Raw genomic sequence first — 23026 nt, forward strand, 5'->3', positions numbered from 1 at the left:
AACACAAAAGGAACTGTGTAACAGCAGTTCCTTTTGTTTATCATTAAAAACAATGAACATAGCAAAGTTACTGCTATAAGACATGTTGAATAGCATCGTTTTTAAGATTGATATTCAACTGCACAGGCAATCAAAGCATAAATTGCTTCGTTGGTACAGTAATCCACCAGACCTGTTTTAACTAGACATTCCCAAACAGAAGACTATAATGAAAAGGACAATAAGACATTTTTTACATAAAAAGGGTGGAGATTATGGTAGCAAAAGAAAGCAATATGAAGCTGGCGCTTGCAGGCCTGTTGCTCGGGATTTTGATGTCGGCGATGGATAATACCATTGTCGCGACTGCACTTGGATCGATTGTTTCAGATCTTGGAGGACTCGACAAATTTGTCTGGGTGACGTCTGCCTATATGGTTGCGGTCATGGCAGGTATGCCGATTTTCGGTAAGCTGTCCGACATGTATGGGAGAAAACGGTTTTACATATTCGGTCTTTCCATTTTCCTGATTGGCTCGGCACTTTGCGGGATTGCACAGGATATTGTGCAGCTGAGCATCTTCAGGGCTATTCAGGGAATCGGGGGAGGTGCGTTACTCCCGATTGCGTTTACGATCGTATTCGATATTTTTCCTCCTGAGAAAAGGGGGAAGATGACGGGGATACTTGGTGCTGTATTCGGATCGGCTTCTGTATTCGGGCCGCTGATTGGTGCGTTCCTGACTGATAATCTTAGCTGGCATTGGGTGTTTTACGTGAACGTGCCGATCGGACTTCTATCGTTATTCTTTATCCTCACAGCATATAAAGAATCTCCACAGCGTTCTGATCAGCGCATTGATTGGGGAGGTGCGGTCACACTGGTTGTTGCTGTGGTCAGTCTCATGTTTGCGCTTGAACTGGGCGGGAAGGAGTTTGCCTGGGCTTCCTGGCAAATCATAGGATTGCTGCTGTCATTTTTCGTATTTATCGTAAGCTTTATTGTTATCGAACGGAAAGCGGCAGAACCAATCATCTCATTCTGGATGTTCAAGAGTCCCTTGTTCGCATCTTCACAGGCGCTTGCCTTCCTTTATGGTGCGGCGTTCATCATCCTTACCATCCTGATACCGATTTTCGTTCAGGCAGTGTACGGAGGTTCAGCCACGAATGCAGGGATGATTCTGACTCCTCTGATGCTTGGATCAGTTGTCGGAAGTGCAATTGCTGGAATGCGTATGACGAAGACCAGTTACCGGAACATCATGTGGGTATCGATCATTTCCTTCATCGCCGGAATGGTCATGCTTGCAACAATGGGACCGGAAACAGGCAGACTTCTGCTGACACTCTATATGATTCTGAGCGGTTTTGGTGTAGGATTTTCTTTTTCCCTGCTGCCAAACGCAACGATTCACAAACTGGACCCGAGATACAGGGGATCAGCGAACTCAACGAACGCTTTCTTCCGGTCACTTGGGATGACAATCGGAATCACGGTTTTTGGGACCCTGCAGACAAAGCTGTTTGCTTCTAATTTGGAAGAAGCATTCAAAGGGCAGGGAGCAGGTGAAGGATTCCCTGGAGGCGGGGATCCAAGAAGTATCTTTGAACCGGAAATGCGTGAACAGATTCCTGATGCCGTGCTCGAGAAAATCACCACGGCCATGTCCGACTCGATCACGACCACCTTTGCCTACGCATTAATTCCACTCGTAATCGCCTTAATCTTTGTCTATCTGATGGGCAGCAGCAGATTGGAAATCGAAAAGAAAGGTCCATCCAACTAAATCAAAGGCCCGTCCCGGGATGCGTTAACACATTAACGCATCCCGGGGCGGGCCTTTGATAGCATTGGCGCAATAAGGATAAGAACCGAATTAAATCTTATATTCATATTCTAATGTCGAAGTTCCATCTTCAGCTATTCGTTCAATTGCAATTTTATTAACGACTGCAGTGAAATCAGTTGTGAAGTGTAACGTGTCATTCAAAGCTTTGTGAAATTCTTCATCTGCAGTCAGCTTGCCTAGAGTCAGATGCGGCATATAACTTATATCCCGTAAAACTAAATTTCTCTAATATCCCGCTATACAGTTGGTCCCGCAACTGAATGATGGAGTCGTTCCCAATTTTTACATTGAGAAATAAGTAATAACCCGCTGCACCTGACACGCCGGATAAACGAATCTCAAAAGGATTTGTATGTTACAAACAGTGGTTTAGATGATTAATTAATTCTTCCAATCTGAGATTGCTTTGAAAAGGGTGAACAAGTGTAATATGTGGAGGAATGAAGGAATATAAGGGATCATACTTTTCTCGTAAAATTTGTATTTCTTTCTGATTCTGAAATTGAGGGAATATACATATCGCTCTATTGGTCATCGCATTCACCTTTTTGAACATATTAGGAGTCCCTGACCCTCACTGCGTTAAGGTTTCACTGCAATGAGGGACGGGCCATTTCATCATTCAGCCTCACTCATCATCATCTCATAATACTGATACAACGCCTGCGTTCCTTTATCATCCCCGCCTGCCTGACTGAATCTGTCATACAATTCTTTTGCAAGCTTCAGGCCGGGGACGGGAACTCTCATGGATTCTGCCGATTCAATTGCAATCTTCATGTCTTTGATAAAATGTTTCACGTAAAAGCCTGGTTCGAAGTTTCCGTCGATCATCCGTGTGCCGAGATTTGACAGCGACCAGCTTCCGGCTGCACCCGCTTCGATGCTTTTCAGCACGGTTTTCGGATCCAGTCCTGCTTTCTCAGCATAGAGGATTGCTTCACAGACACCCATCATACCGGCCGCAATCGCGATTTGGTTGCACATTTTCGTGTGCTGACCAGCTCCGGCACCTCCCTGAAGGACAATGTTTTTACCCATTGATTGAAGGGCAGGAAGGATGTAGTCGAAATTCGATTCATCCCCGCCGACCATAATCGTAAGTGCAGCATTCCGGGCACCTATATCCCCGCCGGAAACAGGAGCATCATATGCATGGATTCCTGCTTTATTCGCTTTCTCGAAAATGGCTTCAGCGAGCTCAGGGGAAGAAGTCGTCATATCGATCACAAACGAGCCTGCCTTCGCATTAGCTAAAATTCCGCCCTCGCCCAAATACACTTCCTCCACATCACTTGGATAGCCTACAATCGTCATGATAATGTCTGATTCCTGTGCAAGGTCCGCAACACTGTCCTTCCAGCGTGCCCCTTCTGCCAAAAGATCGGCCGCTTTTTCTTTCGTGCGCGTGTACACATTAAGGGCAAATCCAGCTTTTAATAGATTGCGAGCCATGCTTTTTCCCATGACACCTGTACCGATAAACCCAATCGTCTTCATTTCCATCTCCCTCGCCCACTTTCTATTTTTTGAATAGTAAAACCATTAATAAGAGTATACCAATAAGGCTACTGTACGAACAGTTCCAAAGCCTGACATGTGCATGGGTATATATATTGAATTAGCGGCTAAGGAATACCTCTTGTGGGGTGCTTTTTCCTTCAAAACGATCTATTGAAGTTTATAGCTGGTTCCAGCTGTTGCACGTTCTAACCAGCGATACGTTGCAGAGCTGTCACCTATTAAGTAAGTAGCCCCTATGTAATAACGCCTATCCGATATTCTGTCATAAACACAGGACTATCGAGGGGTTTTGTCGTTTTAAATCGAAATTGTCAGGATAACGAGGTATAATTTAGTACGGATAATAGATTCATAGATAAGGGAGGATCACATAATGGGATGGATTATCGCCATTTTGTTTGGTACAGCCGTCGTGCTGCTCATTATATCGTTTATTAAGACGACTAAATCCAAATCACAGCTGGAGCAGCAACTTGAACATGCTTCCATCTCGGTCATGAATGAAGTTCATGAACTGGAGAAGCAGATACGGACGATTCAATTGGATGCAGAAATCACAGCACAGCAGTCAGGGGCAATGGAATCACATTCTGAAGAGCGGACTATGCTCCGTGACATGCTTGATATGTATAAACGCGGATATTCAATTGAAAGCATTGCTTCAAAAAAGAAACTCTCTTCAAATGAAGTGGAACGCATGCTTACCCCATACATGACGAGAAAGGCTGAAAGGGGTATGGTTGCACAATGACACCTAATTCCCTGCGCAGTTTTGCATTAGGCCTATTACTTGCAGCGACTGTAACCGGCGGATTCTATTTCTTCGGCCCGACAGAAGCCGAAAGCACGGAGAAATCCGAAGAAACAGCTCAATCCGAGAAGCTGACAGAAGAACAGATGATTGAAAAGCTGACAGCCAATGGTCTTGTCGTACATACAGAAGATGAATGGAACAAGCAGACAGCTGCTGCCAATGAGAAAAAAGAAGAAACGACCGAAACTAAATCCGAGAAGAAAAATGATGACGATGTCGTCTACCGCACCATCCTGAACGTTTCGATGGGGATGACAAGCATCGACATCGGTAATGCCTTGGAAGAAGCAAGAATCATAGACGACGGTATGAAGTTCTACAAAGAAGTGGAAAATCGCGGTCTGGAAAATGAACTGAGACCGGGAACATTTCAGATTGAAAGCGGTATGAGCATGGACGAGATCATCTCGATCATTTTTGAATAGTTTAGATTGAAAGCTCCTTTTAAAACGGGAGCTTTTTTGTGTATTTTTTACAAAAAATGAAACTTTTCCCTTTTGACTTTCGTAAATCCTAACAAGAGGTGATTCAAATGTCAGGAATTTTTTATATCATTATCGTACCCGTTCTTATCACGATGTTCGGCATCTTTCTAAACAACTTATCGAAAGGCCGTTACCATGGAGGCGGCGGTCATTCGACCTATTATGGCGGAGACGCTGACAGTTCAGATCACTCTGGCGGCTTTGATGGTGGTTTTGGCGGAGGAGACGGCGGCGACTGAGCCTCTTTTTTTAAGAACTCATTAAAAAGGAGAACAAACCATGTCAGCAAACGCAGCTTTTGAAAGCGATAAAAAAAGGGTCTTCAAAGAAGTGATGACGATCTTCTTAATTGTTGGGGTGATCGTGGCTGCTATCATTGCTTTCGCTGGTTACTGGCTATTTTACGATATGGACAGGCTGTCGCAAGGAGAATTTCTTACAGAAGAAACATCGCCTGATGGGGCATACACATTGAAAGCATACGTGACGAACGGAGGGGCAACGGTCTCGTATGCCGTCAGAGGAGAATTGATTTTTAATGAAAAAGACGGGAAGAGTGAAACGATCTATTGGAATTACCGGGAGGAAACAGCAGACATCACGTGGACCGATGACGACACAGTCATCATCAACGGGGAGACATTAAATGTGCCGGGGGAAACATATGATTACAGGCATCAAGAGTAGAGGGGGAGAGCTAATATGTAACTAGGGTTTTTCTTTTTCGGAATGGCACTCACCGTTATCTTTGGCGGAGGATTTCTAATTCGATTCGTCAGGGATGGAGATTTCTATATAGCTAAATTCATTGGTGGGGTGATCGGCATTGTATTCCTGATCGCAGCAATGCTTGCTAAGAATGGAAGCGGTAATATCAATGGATCATAAGGACTGATTCTTTAATCTGTCCCAATTTCTGCCCAAGCACAATTTCCGTTCAGGGAAATTGTGCTTTTTTAGTGGCGGAAAAGAAAATATTGTATATAATGGATATATATATAGTGCATTACATAAGTAATGTACTAATGTAGTTTGTGTAAGGGTGGTGGGGTATTGGTGTTAAATCCAGATAGTATGAAGCCGATTTATGTGCAGATTGCGGAGTGGCTGGAAACGGAAATACTAAACGAAAACATTGAGTGCGATCAAAAGGTATATTCACAGTATCAATTGGCAGAGATGTTTAACATCAATCCGGCAACGGCTGCAAAAGGAATCAACCTACTGACGGAAGAGAATGTCCTCTATAAAAAGCGTGGTTTGGGGATGTTTGTGACAGCTGAGGCGAGCGGCATCATCCTGAAAAAAAGAAAGAATACAAAGCTAAAATCGATGGTGGCTGATATTGCGAAGGAGGCCGTTCAGCTGAAGGTTGATGAAGAAGAGCTGTTCGAGATGATCAGGGAAATGCACAGGAAGGAAAAGGGGGAAGGTTCATGAATGCTGTAGTTTGCAATGAGTTGATAAAACAGTATGGCAGTTATAAAGCAATCAATGAATTGTCGTTTACATTTACAGAAAATAAAATTACCGGATTGATCGGAAGAAATGGTGCAGGGAAGACAACACTTCTTAAAATCATCGCAGGATACCTTCTTCCTAGTTCAGGTGAGGTCCGCGTGTTCGGAGAACGTCCATTTAATAACTTGAATGTATCTGCACATACAATCTTCATCGATAACGAAATGAGTTTTTCCAATGGATTGACGCTGTTTGAGTTACTTGAGACGGCGGGGAGTTTTTATCCTAACTGGGACCGTGGGCTTGCTCACCGCCTTTTTTCATACTTTTCCTTTAATCCCAATCAGTATCACGGGAATCTATCCAAAGGGATGAGAAGTACGTTTAATATGATCATCGGCCTTTCTTCTCGATGTCCTCTTACGATTTTTGATGAACCGACGAGCGGCATGGATTCACCCACCCGGAATGATTTTTACCGGGCGCTTCTTAAAGAATATATCGCCCACCCAAGAACCATCATCTTGTCAAGCCATTTGCTTGAAGAAGTGGAAGACCTTTTGGAAGATATATTACTGATTAATTCGGGCGAGAAATATCTTCATATGGGGATTGAGGATCTGAAACAACATGCTGTGGGGGTTCGAGGGGAAGCAGAAACAGTGACCAGATGGATAAGTGGAATCCAGCCGATTCATGTACAGGAAATGGGAGCTGGGATGACCTATGCGGTCATTGAAAATGAACGCTCCAAAAAGGAACTTGAAGAAGCGAGAATACTCGGGCTAGAAATCGCACCTGTATCAGCGGAAAAACTGTGCAGTTATTTGACGAAGCAATCAAGAGGGGGGATAGACGATGTATTTAACAGAGGTTAAAGAATGGGATATTGTAAAAAAACAATTCCGCTATAAACTGAAGTCTTATTTTGGTGTTTTCAATTCAATGATGGCCATCCAGCTCCTCGCGATTTTATTTTCATTTAACGGAACAGGGATGAGCGGCGGATCGTCTGGTACACTTGACTACGAAGTACACTATTTTACAAATGATATCATCCAAGTGTTCACGATGATCTGGGCTTTCATTTCAGCGATAATCATAACGACGAAGGCTTATCGCTACGATGATTATGCTTTCGTGACGAATCGAAAGGTCAGCCATTACTCCAATTTTCTATTTCTCTTTTCAGCAAGTATGTTTGCAGGGGTCACGGTTTATCTATCGACCCATCTATTTAAAGTGCTTACACACATGTTAGTAGACCAATCTTCCATAATGGTTGATTCAATGACGATAACAGAATTCATGACGGGCACCGGCGCATCGGCCATGTACATTTTTTTATTTGCAACCGCAGGTTATTTTGTGGGGATGTTGACCCAATTTAACAAGATATTCTCCATTCTCTTACCTGTTGTGTTTATTGGGGCATTGATTCTTGACGGATTGACCGGGAATCCAACTTTACTCATAAATGCAGCAACATTCTTTGGCTCGGAAACATCCTTCATTTTCTTTCTTATAAAAGTCCTTGGAGTTTCATTTATCTTCCTGCTTGGGAGTATGGGCATTTCCAACCAAATGGAGGTAAGTAAATGAATATGTTAATGATGTTTTTACCTATCTTGATCATTCTCCTTTTGATAGCGGGAATGGGAACGTTAATGGTAAGGGCGAGCCGCAGAAGAAGGGTCAGTCCAAAGAAGTGGAGAAGGATGATCATTGGTTATATAATCATCTTGCTGCTGGCTGCCATTCTTTCGTATAGTGTGCTCCCTGAAAATGCGGAAGTAGTAAAAACCTTGTCTTCCAATGAAATGAAACAAATTGAGAGTGAGCAAATGAAATGGATGGAAGCAGCACACTCCGGGAAACTAAAGGATCTTGAAGGAGTTTATACCAGCAAAAAAAGCTGGTCATTTCCGTACGATGATTCAAAACTGGATATTACCTATTTAGGTGAAGGAGCGGCTTACGTGATGATTTTTGTGGAAGAAATATCTAAGGGGGATGATGTCATCGAAGCCGTACACTACACAGGAAATGTATTCATCGATGGGTTGGATATGACTGAAAAGAAATCATCGGCGCAATTAGAATTGAAGGGAAATATTCTTTCTCTCAAAGCTCCAGATTTGGCATCCGTGAACATCACCAAATTTTCAAATGGATTTCCTTTCCAACAGTTTTCCGGAAAAAAGAACGGACTGTTTTCTTCAGAACGGCCGAGTATGGGTGCCGGCAGGGATTTCATCCTGCTGAAAGTACCGGAAGGCGTGGAAGTAAACGGTCATACCAATTATGTAAGAGCTGAATAGCAATTGGGAAGAATAGAATAATCTTGTCCCTTTTTATATTGTGTAGATTGTGAACCAGAAGCATACATGTTCGTGAAAATCTGAATCAACCACCATGATTAACGAAAATCAAAATAAGCATAACAATCGAAGCGTAGCAGAAGGTATCAAGAATACAGCCGGTGCTGCATTCCATACCGTTCACAGCGCGCTTGAAACAACGGAAAACGCGGCGATGAGCGCTGTTGATGGAACATCAAGAGCTGTGAAGAATTTAACGGATAACCAAAATGGACAAAGCAGATAAATAAAAGAAAGGTGCCAGTTACCCCGCACGCTACTAATTTAGCATGAAGGGGACTGGCACCTTTCATTTATATTCCTTGCATAAACAGTGCCGCTTGGGCATACCGCTTCGTGGCTGATTGGTAATAGGCAGCCTGGACGGTCAGGGCGGTCACGAGCAGTACGTTCAATACGATGTCCAGATTTTCTTCGTTTAGGTTTTTGAAGGATGGCAGGATGCCCTCGCATTCGTCTTTGATGAATTGATCCATCCAGTCGTTCATGGACCCGTCGTTTTTTATCTGCGGTACAGGCTGATGATGAACTTTATCGAACACGGATGAGTAGGCGGAATATAGGTCGATGGGATCGATGATATCGTCAGAGCGGTCCTCAGGGTTGTTAAATACGAGCGTCAGTATCTTCCGGATCGATTCAAAGTCCAGAGAGGCTTTCAAGTCTTTGACAATCAACAGGGTGGCCGCCTGTTCGACTGTATATTTCTTGCCGAGGAGAGGGGATCCCACCAATTCTTTAATATCGCGCTTCACCCAATTCTGGACTGCGCTTGAAGAGAGTGTCGTATATTCAATCTGGTTCGCAAGGGAGACAATCTCATTTAAGGAAAAGCCGAACTCGGTCTTATTTCCTTTTAGGATCTTTTCGAAAATTGAAGGGCATCCCGATGAAATGAACGCATTCACCTCATCTTTGTACGTGATCGACCATGCATCCTGGAGGACCTGTATAGGAGTGCTGTCCGTTTGGCCTTTAAGGGATGAGAGCAGGTCGGCCATATCTTTTCTTGATAATGTAAATGCTTCCAACACTGATCCCCCATTCTTAAGTCATTATGCTTTAATAGTACGTCTTCGGGAAGGTCTCGTCAATTCAACGAAAAAGATTGAATTTCAGATTGAAAAAATATATAATAAGTTCAAATACAAGTTCATATGAACTTGAAAATAAGAGTGGAGGATTGAAATGGGGAAACGTATTTTCTATTTTCTCTTGACCAACGTTTTAGTGTTACTGACGATTAGTATCATTTTTTCAGTGACTGGAGCTGGAAACTATATTAATGATACAGGTGGAATAGATTTCGGTGCTCTGCTGATCTTTAGTGCGATCATCGGTTTTGCAGGATCATTCATCTCATTGGCGATGTCCCGCTGGATGGCGAAGAAAATGATGAATGTACGAGTCTTGGATCCGAGCCGTGCGCTGTCTGCCGCGGAACAGGGGATCGTTGACAAGGTGCATCGCCTATCAAAGGCTGCAGGTTTGATGCATATGCCGGAAGTGGGTATTTATGATTCCCGGGAAGTGAATGCATTTGCAACGGGTCCGTCAAAGAAGCGTTCCCTTGTTGCGGTCTCAACCGGTTTATTACATGAAATGGATGACGATGCAGTCGAAGGCGTTATCGCCCATGAAGTGGCCCATATTGCCAATGGTGATATGGTCACGATGACATTGCTGCAAGGTGTGGTCAACACATTTGTTGTGTTCCTCTCCAGAATCGCAGCGTGGATCGCTTCCCGTTTTGTAAAGGAAGAAATGGCGCCGATCGTTCATTTCATTGCCGTCATCTTGTTCCAAATCGTGTTTTCGATTCTTGGAAGTCTGGTCGTCTTTGCGTACTCACGCTATCGCGAATTCCACGCTGACCGCGGCGGGGCTGACCTTGCCGGCAAGGATAAAATGGTTCATGCCTTACGCTCGCTGAAAGCATACTCAAGCCGCATGAGGGGCGAGGATGACACAGCAATTTCTACACTGAAGATCAACGGACGGAGAAAATCAGCCATCTTCTCCACACACCCGGATCTGGATGACAGGATCAGCCGTTTAGAAGCAAAATAATAATCGAAAGGCCCGTCCCTCGCTGCATTAATTTGTTAATGCAGTCGGGGACGGGCTTTTTTTGCATGATGTGAGTACAGGCACAGAAGAAGGCAGCAAGACGAAAAAACGTATGGGATTGTGTTAATATGGAACTATAAATCGTATCAATCCATTGATTATTATAAGAACAGAAGAAAGAAGGGATATCATGTCAAAAACGGGGTGGAATCTTGAAAACAGTTATAACCGCTTGCCGGGGGCGTTTCATACAAATCTTGAGCTTAACCCGGTTGTGGCCCCGGAGCTGGTGATTCTGAACGGTGCTCTTGCAGGAAAACTGGGTTTTGACAAAGAGGCACTGCAGAGTGAGGAGGGCATCCGTGTTCTTGCAGGGAATGAGGTTCCGGATGGCGGTTCCCCTCTTGCGCAGGCTTACGCCGGACACCAATTCGGACATTTCAATATGCTTGGGGACGGCCGTGCGATTCTGCTTGGTGAGCAGATCACCCCTTCAGGAGAAAGGGTTGATATACAACTTAAGGGTTCAGGGAGGACACCATACTCCAGAGGAGGGGATGGCCGTGCGGCGCTTGGTCCGATGCTTCGTGAATATATCATCAGTGAGGCGATGCATGCGCTGGGTATCCCGACGACCCGCAGTCTGGCAGTGGTGACGACGGGTGAAGCAATCATCCGCGAGACGACTCTGCCTGGAGCGGTCTTGACGCGTACAGCATCAAGCCATCTGCGTGTCGGAACGTTTCAATATGCCTCAAGATTCGGCTCTGAGGAAGATCTCCGCGCACTGGCTGATTACGCGATTGAACGTCATTATCCTGATGCGATGCAAGCAGGGAACCGTTATCTGTTTTTACTGGAAGAGGTGATCAACCGTCAGGCCGCACTCGTTGCCAAATGGCAGCTGTCCGGCTTTATCCATGGCGTGATGAACACAGATAATATGACAATCAGCGGAGAGACGATCGATTACGGTCCTTGTGCATTCATGGATACATTCGACCCGGCGACCGTTTTCAGCTCGATCGATACCGGAGGCCGTTATGCATATGGAAATCAGCCGACAATCGCGGGTTGGAACCTGGCGCGTTTTGCTGAATCGTTGCTGCCGCTGCTGCATGAAGACGACGAGACATCCCTGCAGCTCGCTCAGGATGCGATTTCTGAATTCCCTAAGTTGTACCATACTGCCTGGCTTAAAGGGATGAGGGCAAAGCTTGGACTCTTCGGTGAAGTTGAGCAGGATAAAGACTTGATCGAAGGTCTCCTTGGAATGATGCATGAGCATGAAGCTGATTATACGAACACGTTCCGGGCACTTACGTTTGATGGGCACGGGGATGGAGAACTGTTTGCCGCTGAGGAATTCATTCAATGGAAAGAACGCTGGCAGGAAAGGCTCAAAAGCCAGCAGGAATCCAAAGAGGACAGCCATGAGTTAATGAGAAACAGCAATCCGGCAGTCATCCCGAGGAACCACAGAGTAGAAGAAGCCCTTGAAGCAGCTGTGAAAGGTGACCTCAGTGTAATGGATCGGCTCCTGAAAGTTCTATCAGCTCCATACGAACATTCGAAAGAACAGGAAGCTTATGCCGGGGGTCCTGACCCTTGTGACCGGCCATACCGAACATATTGCGGCACATGATTCGACTGGAGTATTGCGTTAAAAAGCACATTCAAATGTTGAATGTGCTTTTAATATTCCGAATTTCCGATATAAACACGAACATTATAATTAAATTTTATATTTAAATTCGTATTTAGGGTTGTTTCCTTGTTCCGACTCTGATACACTTGCAACGTAATCAAATTCATATCATTCTCGTATAAACTCAGTAATAAGGTCTGAGAGTCTCTACCTGGTTCCCATCGGAAGAACCGGACTACGGGTTGAAGTATCGTTCTGTTTTAATCGGGACTGTTGTGATGCAGCATACCGGCTTCAACTTAACTATACTTTGACTTTCGCTGGTCTGGAAGGTAGAGGGCACTCTGTACTTCCGGGCCTTTTTCTGTGGTTCATTACAAATCAGCCAGGGGGAAACAACATGTTGAAAAAGTTCGCATTACCAATCATCATCACTGCACTAATTTGTTCTATTTTAGCTGGGTGCAGCTCTTCTGAAAAAAGTGATACGGCCAAAGCAGAAGAACAAAGACCTATTATGATCCAGGGGCCGATGCCGATTGAAGCTGAAAAGCTCGCCGATCGCCTGGATGACGTGAAAAAAGAAAAATCGGGATCATTTATCTTTTACATAGGGAAGCTGGATGGATACCCTGTTATCGTAGCGAAGACAGGCAAGGGAATGGAAAACACAGCAGCTGCAACAGCAGTGGCAATCGAAAAATATAATCCTGCTGCCATCATCAATCAAGGGACATCAGGCGGCCACGACGCTGATCTTCATGTGTTCGATATCGTATTAGGAAAAAGAACGGTGAACCTCGGTTCCCTAAAAACGGGTAATCTTGCTGAAGGCGAAGGGATCAAACCGAAGAATTGGATCCCGATGGATCTGATGGCTTCGGAAGGAAGTGCCGGAGAAGATCCAGATGCCGAGAACATCCGTTATTTCGAAGGAGACAAACAGTTGCTGGAAGCAGCGAAAGCTGTGAAAGATGAATACAAAAAAGGCAAGGTTGTAGAAGGAACAATTGGTTCAGCAGATGTATGGAATAACGAAGTGGACCGGATCAACTGGTTCCATGAGAAGTACGGAACTTCCGTAGAGGAGATGGAAGGAGCAGCGGGAGCCCAGATTGCCAAGGCTTATGACATCCCTTACCTGGGGATCAGAATCCTCTCCAACAACAAAGTAAACGGCGGCCAATACAACCCTGATACTGCCCAAGCCAATCAGGAATTCGTCTACAAAGTGGTAAAACAATACATCGAAGAAAAATAAGACACAATGACAGGAACTGTCCCACCAGCGCAAAATCATTACCGCGCTGCGGGACAGTCCCTGTTTTTTGATTGGTTTGTATGGTATGATAATGAACTTAACTGATATGCAGCAGGTAAGGAGGAGGGTTCGCATGAGTAAACCGAAGAAAAAAAGCGGAACAGGTCAAGGTACCGGCAAGAAGGGCTGGAATCGCTGGCAGGCGGGAGCAAACAAGGCAAAGAGTAATAAACCTTATAAAAGTAAAGGGGTCAAGCACGGAAATAAATCAGATGCTGACAAATAGGTCAGGACGATCGGCGAATGGCCGCAATTCTCTATTTTTATAAAAGGTTGTTGCTTTTTGTACACAGGCTAGTAATCTTGATGTAGCTTATGCACGTGCTCTTTTCTAACTCAAGCTTAAACAAGAGACGGACGTACAATCCGAAAATACCCAAGTTCCGGTATTTTCTAGTATGTAAAGCAACAAAGTATGCGAAAAGAGCCTTATAAAAAGATTGCTATTGGCTCCATTCCCTGTTAAGGTTAAGTAGAATTATTTTTGTTCGGTCTGTAAGGAATGAAGTATTTAAACTTTTCGCCTTTGATATCTAACTTGAGCAACAATAGTAATAACAGGTGGACACATATCCACACAGGAGGAAACAATTATGCAACAAGGTACAGTAAAATGGTTTAATGCAGAAAAAGGTTTCGGTTTCATTGAAATCGAAGGTGGAGAAGATGTATTCGTACATTTCTCAGCTATCCAAGGCGAAGGATTTAAATCTTTGGACGAAGGTCAGAAAGTTACTTTTGACACTGAACAAGGTCAACGCGGACTTCAGGCTGCAAACGTAAATAAAGCATAATAGCTTTACATGAGGGGCTCTCTTGCAGAGTCCTTTTTTTATGGGTGCATGTTGTGGGAAAATATAAATATCATGAATGAATGAGGTGCTGCATGAATATGAAACGTTTTACTGATTACGGACTTAGTGGTGAAATTACCAGAGCCCTATCGGAATTAGGATATGAAGCTCCGACTGAAGTGCAGTCCAAGGTACTGCCTGTTGCGCTTGAAAAGAAGGATCTTGTCGTGAAATCTCAAACAGGAAGCGGGAAAACGGCGTCATTCGGGATTCCGTTATGCGAGATGGCGGAATGGGGCGAGAATAAGCCGCAGGCACTGGTCCTCACACCTACCCGCGAACTTGCAGTGCAGGTGAAAGAAGACATTACGAATATCGGGAGATTTAAACGAATCAAAGCTGCAGCTCTATACGGGAAATCGCCTTTTCACCGCCAAAAGCTTGAACTGAAACAGAAGACGCATGTGGTCGTAGGGACGCCTGGACGAGTGCTCGACCATATCGAAAAAGGGACTTTTCCCATGGATAAGCTCAACTGTCTTGTCATCGATGAGGCGGATGAGATGCTCAATATGGGCTTCATCGAACAGGTGGAAGCGATCATTCAGCAACTCCCGGCAGACAGAATGACACTCACATTCTCAGCCACGCTGCCGGAGGATGTCGAATCTCTCTGCCACAAATATATGAAAGACCCTGTGAATATCGAAGTGATAGCGAAGGGCATCACCACTAATAAAATTGATCACTCCCTCATCCGAGTGGAGGAAAACGATAAGTTTTCCCTGCTGACGGATGTGACGACCGTAGAAAATCCAGATAGCTGCATGATTTTTTGCCGGACAAAAGAGAATGTGGATAAGGTCTGTGACGAATTGTATGAGAATGGATTTCCCGTCGATAAGATTCATGGAGGAATGAATCAGGAAGCTCGCTTTGAAGTGATGGATGACTTTAAACGGGGAGAATTCCGTTATCTGGTCGCAACGGATGTAGCGGCAAGAGGGATCGATATCGAGAAGGTTTCGCACGTCATCAACTATGACCTTCCACTTGAAAAAGAAAGCTACGTCCACCGAACGGGAAGAACCGGACGGGCAGGCCATGCAGGTCGGGCGATCACCTTCATCACGCCTTATGAGGATAAATTCCTGGAGGAGATCGAAGCGTATATCGGGTTTGAAATCACGAATATGCAGGCACCTTCAAAAGAAGAGGTGGATGCTGCAACAGATGCTTTTAAAGAAAAACTGAGTGAACTCCCGGACGCCAAAACCGATAAAAGTGAGCAATTAAATAAAGAAATCATGAAGCTCTATTTCAACGGCGGGAAGAAAAAGAAACTCAGGGCAGTCGACTTTGTCGGAACCATCGCCAAAATAGCCGGCGTGACCGCAGACGACATTGGCATCATCACCATCCAGGAAAACCTGACCTATGTCGATATCCTGAACGGAAAAGGTCCGCTAGTCCTCCAAGCCATGAAAACCACCACCGTCAAAGGCAAGAGATTGAAAGTCCACGAGGCCAGAAACTAAAGCAGGCCAGTCCCACGGTACGCAGCAGGACTGGCCGTGAAACGGATGAATTCAACACATCCACGGTCCAATGGGGTGATGACGGCGACGAGCAAATCAACAACAACGGAGATGAAAAGATGAAAACTTTAACGATGGCACCCCGTGCATATGTTTATACTTTTTCATGGGAGCCGAACGAAGAAGCTTTATGTGCCATGGAAAGGCGGGCATTATTCGGCGTTGACTCCCAATCCGGCATTCTTGAAAGTCCTCTTGAAATCGATCCAAGCAGAAGTCCATTCATCAGGGAGAGACTCAGCGCGATCTGTGAAGGTGCCAGCTTGGAAGATTTAATAGAAGAAGTGAAAAACCTGGAGTCATTTGATGGCTTTAAAATCATATTCACGCAAAATCCCGACCACGAAAAGGTGGGCTTTAACAAGCTTCGCGAAATCGAGAAAGAAGTCGGGCTTCATTTAAAAGGAGAAGCAGAACTCGTCAATCCCGATATCCTGCTTGGAATCATTAACACCGGTGACAGATGGATTCTCGGGGAGTATGCAAAAAACGAAGCAATATGGCTGAAGCATCAATGGAAGCCGCACAGCTATTCGACTGCTCTCGGTACGCGTGTCGCAAGAGCCGTGGTCAATATTGCGGCACCGGACCCCAAAGGCAAGAAACTCATCGATCCCTGCTGCGGAATCGGAACCGTGCTGGTCGAGGCACTATCGATGGGAATGGACATTGTCGGGAGCGACAGGAATCCATTGATTCTTCCCGGGGTCAGGGAGAATATCGCTCACTTTGGCCTTACGGGGGAAGTAACATTAAAGGATGTCCGGGATGTGAATGGCAATTATGACGCGGCTATCATCGACCTTCCCTATAACCTGTGCTCAGTCATCACCCGGGAGGAGCAGCTTCAAATGCTTCAACGGGCAAAGGCTTTTGCTTCAAAAGTCGTTATCGTCACGGTTGAGGATGTCGACCAGGTCATTCTTGAAGCAGGATTTCAACTAACAGACCGATGCGCAGTCGCGAAAGGGAACTTTGTCCGCCACGTGATTGTCTGCGAATGACCCCTCCTGAATAAGGATGCACTGATAGAAATTTCTAAAGGGTCATAAGTTGAACTGTCAGGGTACTAAATGCTATATTTATGCGAATAAGATATAAGATAGTAACCGATTCCAGTTACGTTAACGAAGGGAGAATGACATGAATCATAAATGGGAAGAGGCAATTCATTCTCTGTCCAATGTCACAGTATCTTCAAACCCTGATAACCAGCCCGTGACGATCGACGGCGGTCATGACCGGCTGAGGTGTGTCGGCGTCGGAACAGATGCGGCAGTCTTTCAGCACCTTGATGTTCCCGGGTATGCCTTTAAACTATACGCAGAAGATAAAGCATCAAAAATAAAGATAGAAGAAAAAGTCTATAATATTATTGGCGACTCCCCTTTCTTCTCTACTTGTTATGCGGCTTACGATACATTCCTCGTATTGAGCTATGAAGAAGGAATCACGCTCTTCGACTGTATCCTCCAGGGCATTCATATCCCGGAACAAGTCGTGAACGATGTAGAAGACGCAAGGGATTATGTGCGTGAAAAAGATCTGAATCCACGTGATATCCACTTGAAGAATATCCTGATGCAGGACGGCCGTGCCAAAATCATTGACGTATCCGAGTATGTGCTGCCCGGCAATGATTTCCGCTGGGAACACCTTAAGAAAGGCTACGAAGAATATTACCATCTGATCGACGGCAAGGCCGTCCCGTTCTGGCTGGTCGAAACCGTCCGTAAATGGTACAACCAGTGGAACTCTTCCTACGAAGAATTTATGAAAATCGTGCTGAAGTTCACTTTATTCAGGAAAGATTGATACAGCCGATTCATAAAAAATAGTAAAAACACACTTATTTCATAAAAAAACATTATTTTTCAGCCTGATTCCGGGTACCCTAAAACATGATTAAACCGGGATTCAGGCACTTTTTTTGTGAAAATATCCCCTCCAACATGACATCTGTCATACTCTGCCTATGACACCTACTACTAAACAAGTTTTTCTACTTCCTATATAGTTATCTTACAACCCAAAGAAAAGGGGATTTAAATTAATGGCAAACCTTAAAACTCTGAAAAAACAAGTAGCACCCTTTGAGAAGGGAACAACAAAAGAAAGTATATTACAGCTGATTAACACGGTGATCCCGTTTATAATTCTGTGGATTCTTGCCTATCAAAGCCTTTTCGTTTCCTATTGGCTCGCATTGGTTCCGATGGTGATTGCGGCAGGGTTCCTGACAAGGATCTTCATCATTTTCCATGATTGTACACACTACAATTTCTTCAAGAGCCGCCGCACGAACCGGATTGTCGGGACGGCGCTCGGTGTCATCACTGTCTTCCCGTTCGACCAATGGGGACATGAACATACCGTTCACCATGCAACAAGCGGTAACCTGGATAAACGTGGTACCGGAGATATTTGGACACTTACAGTGGATGAATACAGAGCGGCGCCGCTTAAATTGCGTTTGGCTTATCGCTTCTACCGCAATCCGATCGTCATGTTTGTATTGGGCCCGGTTTGGGTCTTCCTGATCAAAAACAGATTTAACCGCAAAGGTGCAAGAAAAAAAGAAAGAATGAACACGTATTTAGTGAATGCCATCCTCGTGGCTGTTATTGCCCTTCTTTGTGTGACGGTGGGCTGGCAGCAGTTCCTGATTGTACAAGGATCGATCTTCATGATTTCCGGTGCAGCAGGCATATGGCTGTTTTATGTACAGCACACATTTGAAGATTCATACTTTGAAGAAGACAAAGAGTGGCAGTATGTGTTAGCCGCGGTAGAAGGAAGTTCTTTCTACAAGCTTCCTAAAGTACTTCAATTCTTGACTGGTAATATCGGCTATCACCATATTCACCATTTAAGCCCAAGAGTACCGAACTACAGACTTGAAGAGACACACAACAGCATCCCTGACTTACAGCATGTACCGACGATTACATTGGCGACAAGCTTAACATCGCTTCGTTTCCGCTTGTGGGATGAGGAAAGAAAGAACTTTGTGAGCTTTAAAGATGTCAAATCATTACCGAAATCGAGCATTTCAACTGAGGCGAAACCTGAACTGTAAACGTCCATCCAATGACTCCCCTTGTGAAAAGGGGAGTCGTTATTTAGTAAGGCCGTATAAGGAGAGACATACTATGATTCGAATCGTGATTGCAGAGGATCAAGAGTTGATGCTTGGGACGATTGGTTCCCTTCTTGATTTAGAAGATGATATGGAAGTGGTCGGTTTGGTGAGTGACGGGGAAGAAGCAGTTGAGGCCGTGGGGCGGCTGCACCCGGACATTTGTATCATGGATCTGGAAATGCCCCGTAAAGATGGACTGGAAGCGGCACTTGCGTTAAAAGATTCAGTCAGCAAAGTCATCATTCTAACGACTTTCCCGGGGCAGGGGTATTACGAGCGGGTCTTGAAAGCGGATGTCAAAGGGTTTTTACTCAAGGACAGTCCCAGTGAGGAATTGATTTCTTCTATACGAAAAATCATGGGGGACTCCCGGATTTACGCTTCTGAGCTCATTGATGAAAAGTCCAATGCTCAGCTGAATGAGGAAGATGCGATTTCGCTAATCAAAGATGCCCCTCCAATAGAACCGAAGAGTTACTTCTCAACCCTGATCAATCGAATGAAATTACCTGCGGGATAACATAATAAAGGTCTGTTCTTGGCGAGTGAATTCGCCGAGGACAGACCTTTTGCTGTTAAAAGAATAGATTCAAGATATAGTAAAAGATTGCAGCCAGTGATGCTGAAATCGGAAGGGTGATGACCCACGTTATCAGCATTCTTTGAGCCGTTCCCCATTTCACTCCCTTTAATCTGTGAGCGGAACCCACACCGAGGATGGATGAGGAAATGACATGTGTCGTACTGACAGGTAAATGAATGGCCGTTGCACCGAAGATGACCGCGGCCCCCGTCAAATCGGCAGCGACTCCGTTGACAGGACGGATTTTCATGATCTTCCCGCCGACTGTCTTGATGATCTTCCAGCCCCCGATGGATGTTCCAAGACCCATGGCAAGTGCACAGGAGAATTGAACCCATGTCTGGATATCATCGGATGTTTGATAATTGTTCACAATCAGCGCCATCGTAATGATCCCCATTGCTTTTTGAGCATCATTCGTACCGTGAGTAAACGATTGAAGAGCAGCTGTCGCAATCTGGATGAACCGGAAATTCCGGTTTGTTTTCGACAGGTTGCTGTTCTTGAATACCACTTTGAAAATGCTGTAGACTATGAAACCGATAATGAAGGCAAGAATCGGTGAAAAGATCAACGCCTGGATGATTTTGATGAAACCACCGTAATTCAGTGCCGAAATCCCTGCTGCAGCAATGGCAGCGCCTGCGATGGAACCGATCAGGGCGTGGGATGAGCTGCTGGGGATCCCGTAATACCAGGTGATAAGATTCCATGCGATCGCAGCGAGGAGCGCCGCAAGGATTACGGTTGTCCCGTTTTCGAGTGTGAATGGATCGACAATGTCTTTTGTGATTGTTTTTGCCACCCCGGTAAACGTCATGGCCCCCACGAAGTTCATGACAGCAGCAAGGACGATCGCGTGTCTCGGTTTAAGTGCCTTGGTAGAAACGGATGTGGCAATGGCGTTTGCCGTGTCATGGAAACCATTAATGAAATCAAATGCCAGGGCAGCGGCCACAATTAAAATGGTTAAAATTAGTACTGTATCCATACCTGATTAAGCTCCTTACGCATTCTTCATGATAATGGCTTCGAATGTATTAGCTACATGCTGGCAATAATCTGCTACCTGCTCAAGTTCTTCATAAATTTCTTTATATTGAATTATGCGGATCGGGTCTTTTTCAGTGTTGAACAGATGCTTGATCGATTGTCGGAGAATCCCGTCACATTTTGATTCCAAATCTTTTATTTTAATGGCATGTTCATGAATTCGCGTCCACTTTTTCGTCGATAACAGCTCGACTGCCGCTTCGATTTCATCACTGCTTTGTCGGATTGCTTCCACGAATTTCAGCATATATTCGTCTGCTTGAGTGATATTGTACATTTCGAACATCGCAGAGGTATGCTCCAGTCCGTCCAGCACATCGTCCATGCTCATCGCCAATGCAAGAATGTCTTCACGTTCAATCGGTGTAATAAAGACTTTATTTAAATCCTTGATCACCTCGTGAACATAGCTGTCACCCTTCGTTTCAAGTTCCTTCATATGACCGGAAAACGTCTTTAAATCACTGATATTCGTGATTTTGTAGTCATCGAAATAATGAGCGCCTTCCTTTAAATTAACAGCAATATTGCTCAGAAGAATGGCAAACTTATCTTTTTTCTTAAAAACCATTTCGTTTCGAACCTCCAAATTAATCCTAAATTTAATTGCCAGGCTATATAATAATAGCTTAATTTGTCGAAAAGAGGTAGCGGCAAATAAAAAAATTTTTACGTGAAATTTACCTGAAGAGAATTGAAATTTAAACACAATGGACTTTATTAATCGAATTTTCCCAGTAAACAATACAATTGCAGCTGATAAAACAGTTTCCCTCTCTTTAGTGTGGTACAAAAGATGGCTAAGATACAAAAATATTAAATTAATATTGCACAAACAATAGTGTATGTCATATAGTATATATATAGTGTACGATACACAGTGTTGTATGAGACGGGGTGAATAAATGAGTAACTTACTGCATTCATTACTGACAGAATTGAGGAGAGGGAACCTTACATTAGCCGTATTAAGCCAATTGCGCACTCCCCAGTACGGGTATTCACTTGTTCATCGTCTGGAGAAATCCGGAATCACGATTGAACAAAGTACGCTGTATCCACTTCTTCGCAGACTTGAGAAACAGGAACTCGTGACGAGCAGCTGGGATACATCGGAGACAAGACCGCGTAAATATTACGTGCTCAGTGATTATGGAATCGAAGTATTTCTGAAATTAAAAGAAGAATGGATCAAGAATACGCAAGAACTGCATCAATTATTGGAAGGAGAGGAAAACGATGAATCTGATTGATGTGTATATCGGGGAAGTGACACGCAGGCTGCCTGAGAAGAATCGTGAGGATATCGCCCTTGAACTGAGGTCGGCAATCGGGGATATGCTGCCTGAGGAGTATACAGAGGAAGACGTGAAAGAAGTTCTGTCCGAAATGGGGAATCCGGCGGTCCTTGCAGGTAATTACAGTGATAGACCGATGCATCTGATCGGTCCACGATATTATGACGTGTATATTTCACTGATTAAAATGATTCTGCCGATCGCATCTGTCATTTCCCTCATCTCCCTTGTCGCAGAATATATCTTCTCGCCGACAGAAGGAAAAGCAGTCCTGGATATTGTGCTTACTATTATGGGAGAAGGAATATGGAGAATCATCGAAGTGGGGATGCAAGTGTTTTTCTGGCTTACATTGACTTTTGCGATTATCGAGCGGGCGGATAAAGGGAAGGACACCGCACCACTTACAACCGACTTGAAAAAATGGACGCCGGATGATTTGAAAAAGATCACCTATATTCCTAAAAAGAGAAGCATCTCTAAATACGAGGTATTCGGAAGTCTTCTATGGACCGCCATTTGGGCAACGGTTTATTTCTATGCCAATAAGCTTCTGGGCATATACGAAAGCAACGGGGACGGATTGGTCTTCGTCACCCCTTCAATGAATCAGGAAGTATTAAATGGATACTGGCCGGCAGTGATCGTCATCATCGGGTTTGAAATTGCATTGGCTCTTTACAAATTAGTAAAGAAGCAGTGGACGAAAAGAATCGCCTTTTTCAACACAATCTATGAAGTCATTGCAACACTGGTGTTCATTGTCATCGTGACGAATCCCAACGTCTTTCAACCGGAATTCATTACCTACACGTCCGATCTATTCAACGTGGGTGCCGACGAGTTTGTATCCCGGATTGTCTGGGGATCAAGCGCCATCTTCCTGTTCTTTGCAGGCTTGAACAGCTTTGAAGGATTCAGAAAGAGCAAGGCGCAATGATTATTAACAAGGGAAGCCTGCAATATCCGGTATGAACTTGTCGGATGGACCCATGAAAATCCTGCTATTCTATTGTTGTAAA

The 23026-nt window shown here is 44.5% G+C and carries 28 protein-coding genes, 1 pseudogene and 1 riboswitch; of the genes and pseudogenes, 23 read left to right on the plus strand and 6 right to left on the minus strand.

Annotation, left to right across the window (positions count from 1 at the left end; translation table 11 throughout):
• Positions 1 to 254: 254 nt before the first annotated feature.
• Positions 255 to 1769 (plus strand): MDR family MFS transporter, encoded by a 1515-nt coding sequence (locus V6B33_RS02800; protein ID WP_334216208.1) that lies wholly within the window; start codon positions 255 to 257, stop codon positions 1767 to 1769.
• A 90-nt stretch (positions 1770 to 1859) separates the two neighbouring features.
• Here V6B33_RS02800 and V6B33_RS02805 read toward each other — a convergent pair whose 3' ends face one another.
• The 3 genes and pseudogenes from V6B33_RS02805 to V6B33_RS02810 all read right to left on the minus strand — a co-directional run.
• On the minus strand, positions 1860 to 2027 hold the full coding sequence (locus tag V6B33_RS02805; protein ID WP_334216209.1) for a hypothetical protein: 168 nt from the start codon (positions 2025 to 2027) through the stop codon (positions 1860 to 1862).
• Positions 2028 to 2187: 160 nt separating this feature from the next.
• Complete coding sequence (locus V6B33_RS22025; RefSeq protein WP_442915442.1) at positions 2188 to 2388, minus strand: 2'-5' RNA ligase family protein; 201 nt, start codon at positions 2386 to 2388, stop codon at positions 2188 to 2190.
• A 62-nt stretch (positions 2389 to 2450) separates the two neighbouring features.
• Positions 2451 to 3353 (minus strand): annotated as a pseudogene (locus V6B33_RS02810) (NAD(P)-dependent oxidoreductase); the annotation flags it as partial.
• A 376-nt stretch (positions 3354 to 3729) separates the two neighbouring features.
• On the opposite strand from V6B33_RS02810, the gene V6B33_RS02815 reads away from it, so the two are divergent.
• The 10 genes from V6B33_RS02815 (at position 3730) to V6B33_RS02860 (ending at position 8723) form a co-directional block, all read left to right on the plus strand.
• Complete coding sequence (locus V6B33_RS02815; RefSeq protein ID WP_334216210.1) at positions 3730 to 4107, plus strand: hypothetical protein; 378 nt, start codon at positions 3730 to 3732, stop codon at positions 4105 to 4107.
• Positions 4104 to 4595, plus strand: a complete 492-nt coding sequence (locus V6B33_RS02820) for a hypothetical protein (RefSeq protein WP_334216211.1) — start codon at positions 4104 to 4106, stop codon at positions 4593 to 4595. Before V6B33_RS02815 ends, V6B33_RS02820 begins: the two co-directional genes overlap by 4 nt.
• Before the next feature lie 107 nt (positions 4596 to 4702).
• Positions 4703 to 4894 (plus strand): hypothetical protein, encoded by a 192-nt coding sequence (locus V6B33_RS02825; RefSeq protein WP_334216212.1) that lies wholly within the window; start codon positions 4703 to 4705, stop codon positions 4892 to 4894.
• Between the two features lie 40 nt (positions 4895 to 4934).
• Complete coding sequence (locus tag V6B33_RS02830) at positions 4935 to 5342, plus strand: DUF5412 domain-containing protein (protein WP_334216213.1); 408 nt, start codon at positions 4935 to 4937, stop codon at positions 5340 to 5342.
• Between the two features lie 42 nt (positions 5343 to 5384).
• Positions 5385 to 5543: a hypothetical protein gene (locus V6B33_RS02835; protein WP_334216214.1), complete on the plus strand. Its 159-nt coding sequence runs from the start codon at positions 5385 to 5387 to the stop codon at positions 5541 to 5543.
• Between the two features lie 165 nt (positions 5544 to 5708).
• Positions 5709 to 6095, plus strand: a complete 387-nt coding sequence (locus tag V6B33_RS02840) for a GntR family transcriptional regulator (protein WP_334216215.1) — start codon at positions 5709 to 5711, stop codon at positions 6093 to 6095.
• Entirely contained in the window at positions 6092 to 6994 is a 903-nt protein-coding gene (locus V6B33_RS02845; RefSeq protein WP_334216216.1) for an ABC transporter ATP-binding protein, read from the plus strand. Before V6B33_RS02840 ends, V6B33_RS02845 begins: the two co-directional genes overlap by 4 nt.
• Positions 6975 to 7718 (plus strand): hypothetical protein, encoded by a 744-nt coding sequence (locus tag V6B33_RS02850; protein ID WP_334216217.1) that lies wholly within the window; start codon positions 6975 to 6977, stop codon positions 7716 to 7718. The genes V6B33_RS02845 and V6B33_RS02850 overlap by 20 nt, the downstream gene beginning before the upstream one ends.
• Positions 7715 to 8437, plus strand: coding sequence for a hypothetical protein (locus V6B33_RS02855; protein WP_334216218.1), 723 nt, complete (start codon positions 7715 to 7717; stop codon positions 8435 to 8437). The genes V6B33_RS02850 and V6B33_RS02855 overlap by 4 nt, the downstream gene beginning before the upstream one ends.
• Positions 8438 to 8531: 94 nt before the next feature.
• Positions 8532 to 8723: a hypothetical protein gene (locus V6B33_RS02860; RefSeq protein WP_334216219.1), complete on the plus strand. Its 192-nt coding sequence runs from the start codon at positions 8532 to 8534 to the stop codon at positions 8721 to 8723.
• A gap of 67 nt (positions 8724 to 8790) precedes the next feature.
• Here V6B33_RS02860 and V6B33_RS02865 read toward each other — a convergent pair whose 3' ends face one another.
• Entirely contained in the window at positions 8791 to 9528 is a 738-nt protein-coding gene (locus V6B33_RS02865) for a DUF1836 domain-containing protein (RefSeq protein ID WP_334216220.1), read from the minus strand.
• A 157-nt stretch (positions 9529 to 9685) separates the two neighbouring features.
• Between V6B33_RS02865 and htpX the strand changes: the two genes are divergently transcribed.
• From htpX to V6B33_RS02915, 10 genes are all read left to right on the plus strand, one after another.
• Entirely contained in the window at positions 9686 to 10567 is an 882-nt protein-coding gene (htpX, locus tag V6B33_RS02870; protein ID WP_334216221.1) for a protease HtpX, read from the plus strand.
• A 190-nt stretch (positions 10568 to 10757) separates the two neighbouring features.
• Positions 10758 to 12212, plus strand: coding sequence for a protein adenylyltransferase SelO (locus V6B33_RS02875; RefSeq protein ID WP_334216222.1), 1455 nt, complete (start codon positions 10758 to 10760; stop codon positions 12210 to 12212).
• A gap of 157 nt (positions 12213 to 12369) precedes the next feature.
• Positions 12370 to 12473: riboswitch (purine riboswitch) on the plus strand.
• A 142-nt stretch (positions 12474 to 12615) separates the two neighbouring features.
• The gene (locus V6B33_RS02880) at positions 12616 to 13476 is read left to right on the plus strand and encodes a 5'-methylthioadenosine/S-adenosylhomocysteine nucleosidase (protein ID WP_334216223.1); all 861 of its coding nucleotides are present in this window, start codon (positions 12616 to 12618) and stop codon (positions 13474 to 13476) included.
• 133 nt (positions 13477 to 13609) lie between these two features.
• Positions 13610 to 13762: a DUF3934 family protein gene (locus V6B33_RS02885; RefSeq protein WP_071620084.1), complete on the plus strand. Its 153-nt coding sequence runs from the start codon at positions 13610 to 13612 to the stop codon at positions 13760 to 13762.
• Positions 13763 to 14129: 367 nt separating this feature from the next.
• The gene (locus tag V6B33_RS02890; protein WP_032086164.1) at positions 14130 to 14330 is read left to right on the plus strand and encodes a cold-shock protein; all 201 of its coding nucleotides are present in this window, start codon (positions 14130 to 14132) and stop codon (positions 14328 to 14330) included.
• Between the two features lie 92 nt (positions 14331 to 14422).
• A complete protein-coding gene (locus V6B33_RS02895; RefSeq protein WP_334216224.1) occupies positions 14423 to 15868 on the plus strand; it encodes a DEAD/DEAH box helicase in 1446 nt (481 codons plus the stop codon).
• Positions 15869 to 15987: 119 nt separating this feature from the next.
• Positions 15988 to 16932: a TRM11 family SAM-dependent methyltransferase gene (locus V6B33_RS02900; RefSeq protein WP_334216225.1), complete on the plus strand. Its 945-nt coding sequence runs from the start codon at positions 15988 to 15990 to the stop codon at positions 16930 to 16932.
• Between the two features lie 139 nt (positions 16933 to 17071).
• Positions 17072 to 17743, plus strand: a complete 672-nt coding sequence (locus V6B33_RS02905; RefSeq protein WP_334216226.1) for a serine/threonine protein kinase — start codon at positions 17072 to 17074, stop codon at positions 17741 to 17743.
• Positions 17744 to 17981: 238 nt separating this feature from the next.
• Positions 17982 to 19007 carry a fatty acid desaturase gene (locus V6B33_RS02910; protein ID WP_334216227.1) on the plus strand — a complete coding sequence of 342 codons (1026 nt, stop codon included), beginning with the start codon at positions 17982 to 17984 and terminating at the stop codon, positions 19005 to 19007.
• A 73-nt stretch (positions 19008 to 19080) separates the two neighbouring features.
• A complete protein-coding gene (locus tag V6B33_RS02915) occupies positions 19081 to 19590 on the plus strand; it encodes a response regulator (RefSeq protein WP_334216228.1) in 510 nt (169 codons plus the stop codon).
• A 55-nt stretch (positions 19591 to 19645) separates the two neighbouring features.
• Here the strand turns inward: V6B33_RS02915 and V6B33_RS02920 are convergent, their stop codons facing one another.
• Together V6B33_RS02920 and V6B33_RS02925 are read right to left on the minus strand one after the other, a co-directional pair.
• Positions 19646 to 20644 carry an inorganic phosphate transporter gene (locus V6B33_RS02920; protein WP_334216229.1) on the minus strand — a complete coding sequence of 333 codons (999 nt, stop codon included), beginning with the start codon at positions 20642 to 20644 and terminating at the stop codon, positions 19646 to 19648.
• Between the two features lie 15 nt (positions 20645 to 20659).
• Positions 20660 to 21277 carry a DUF47 domain-containing protein gene (locus tag V6B33_RS02925; RefSeq protein ID WP_334216230.1) on the minus strand — a complete coding sequence of 206 codons (618 nt, stop codon included), beginning with the start codon at positions 21275 to 21277 and terminating at the stop codon, positions 20660 to 20662.
• 334 nt (positions 21278 to 21611) lie between these two features.
• On the opposite strand from V6B33_RS02925, the gene V6B33_RS02930 reads away from it, so the two are divergent.
• Both V6B33_RS02930 and V6B33_RS02935 read left to right on the plus strand, forming a co-directional pair.
• A complete protein-coding gene (locus V6B33_RS02930; RefSeq protein ID WP_334216231.1) occupies positions 21612 to 21959 on the plus strand; it encodes a PadR family transcriptional regulator in 348 nt (115 codons plus the stop codon).
• On the plus strand, positions 21946 to 22944 hold the full coding sequence (locus V6B33_RS02935; protein WP_334216232.1) for an HAAS signaling domain-containing protein: 999 nt from the start codon (positions 21946 to 21948) through the stop codon (positions 22942 to 22944). Before V6B33_RS02930 ends, V6B33_RS02935 begins: the two co-directional genes overlap by 14 nt.
• The last annotated feature ends 82 nt before the right edge of the window (positions 22945 to 23026 follow it).

Source organism: Mangrovibacillus sp. Mu-81 (assembly GCF_036867415.1).
Lineage (GTDB): Bacteria > Bacillota > Bacilli > Bacillales > Bacillaceae_B > Rossellomorea.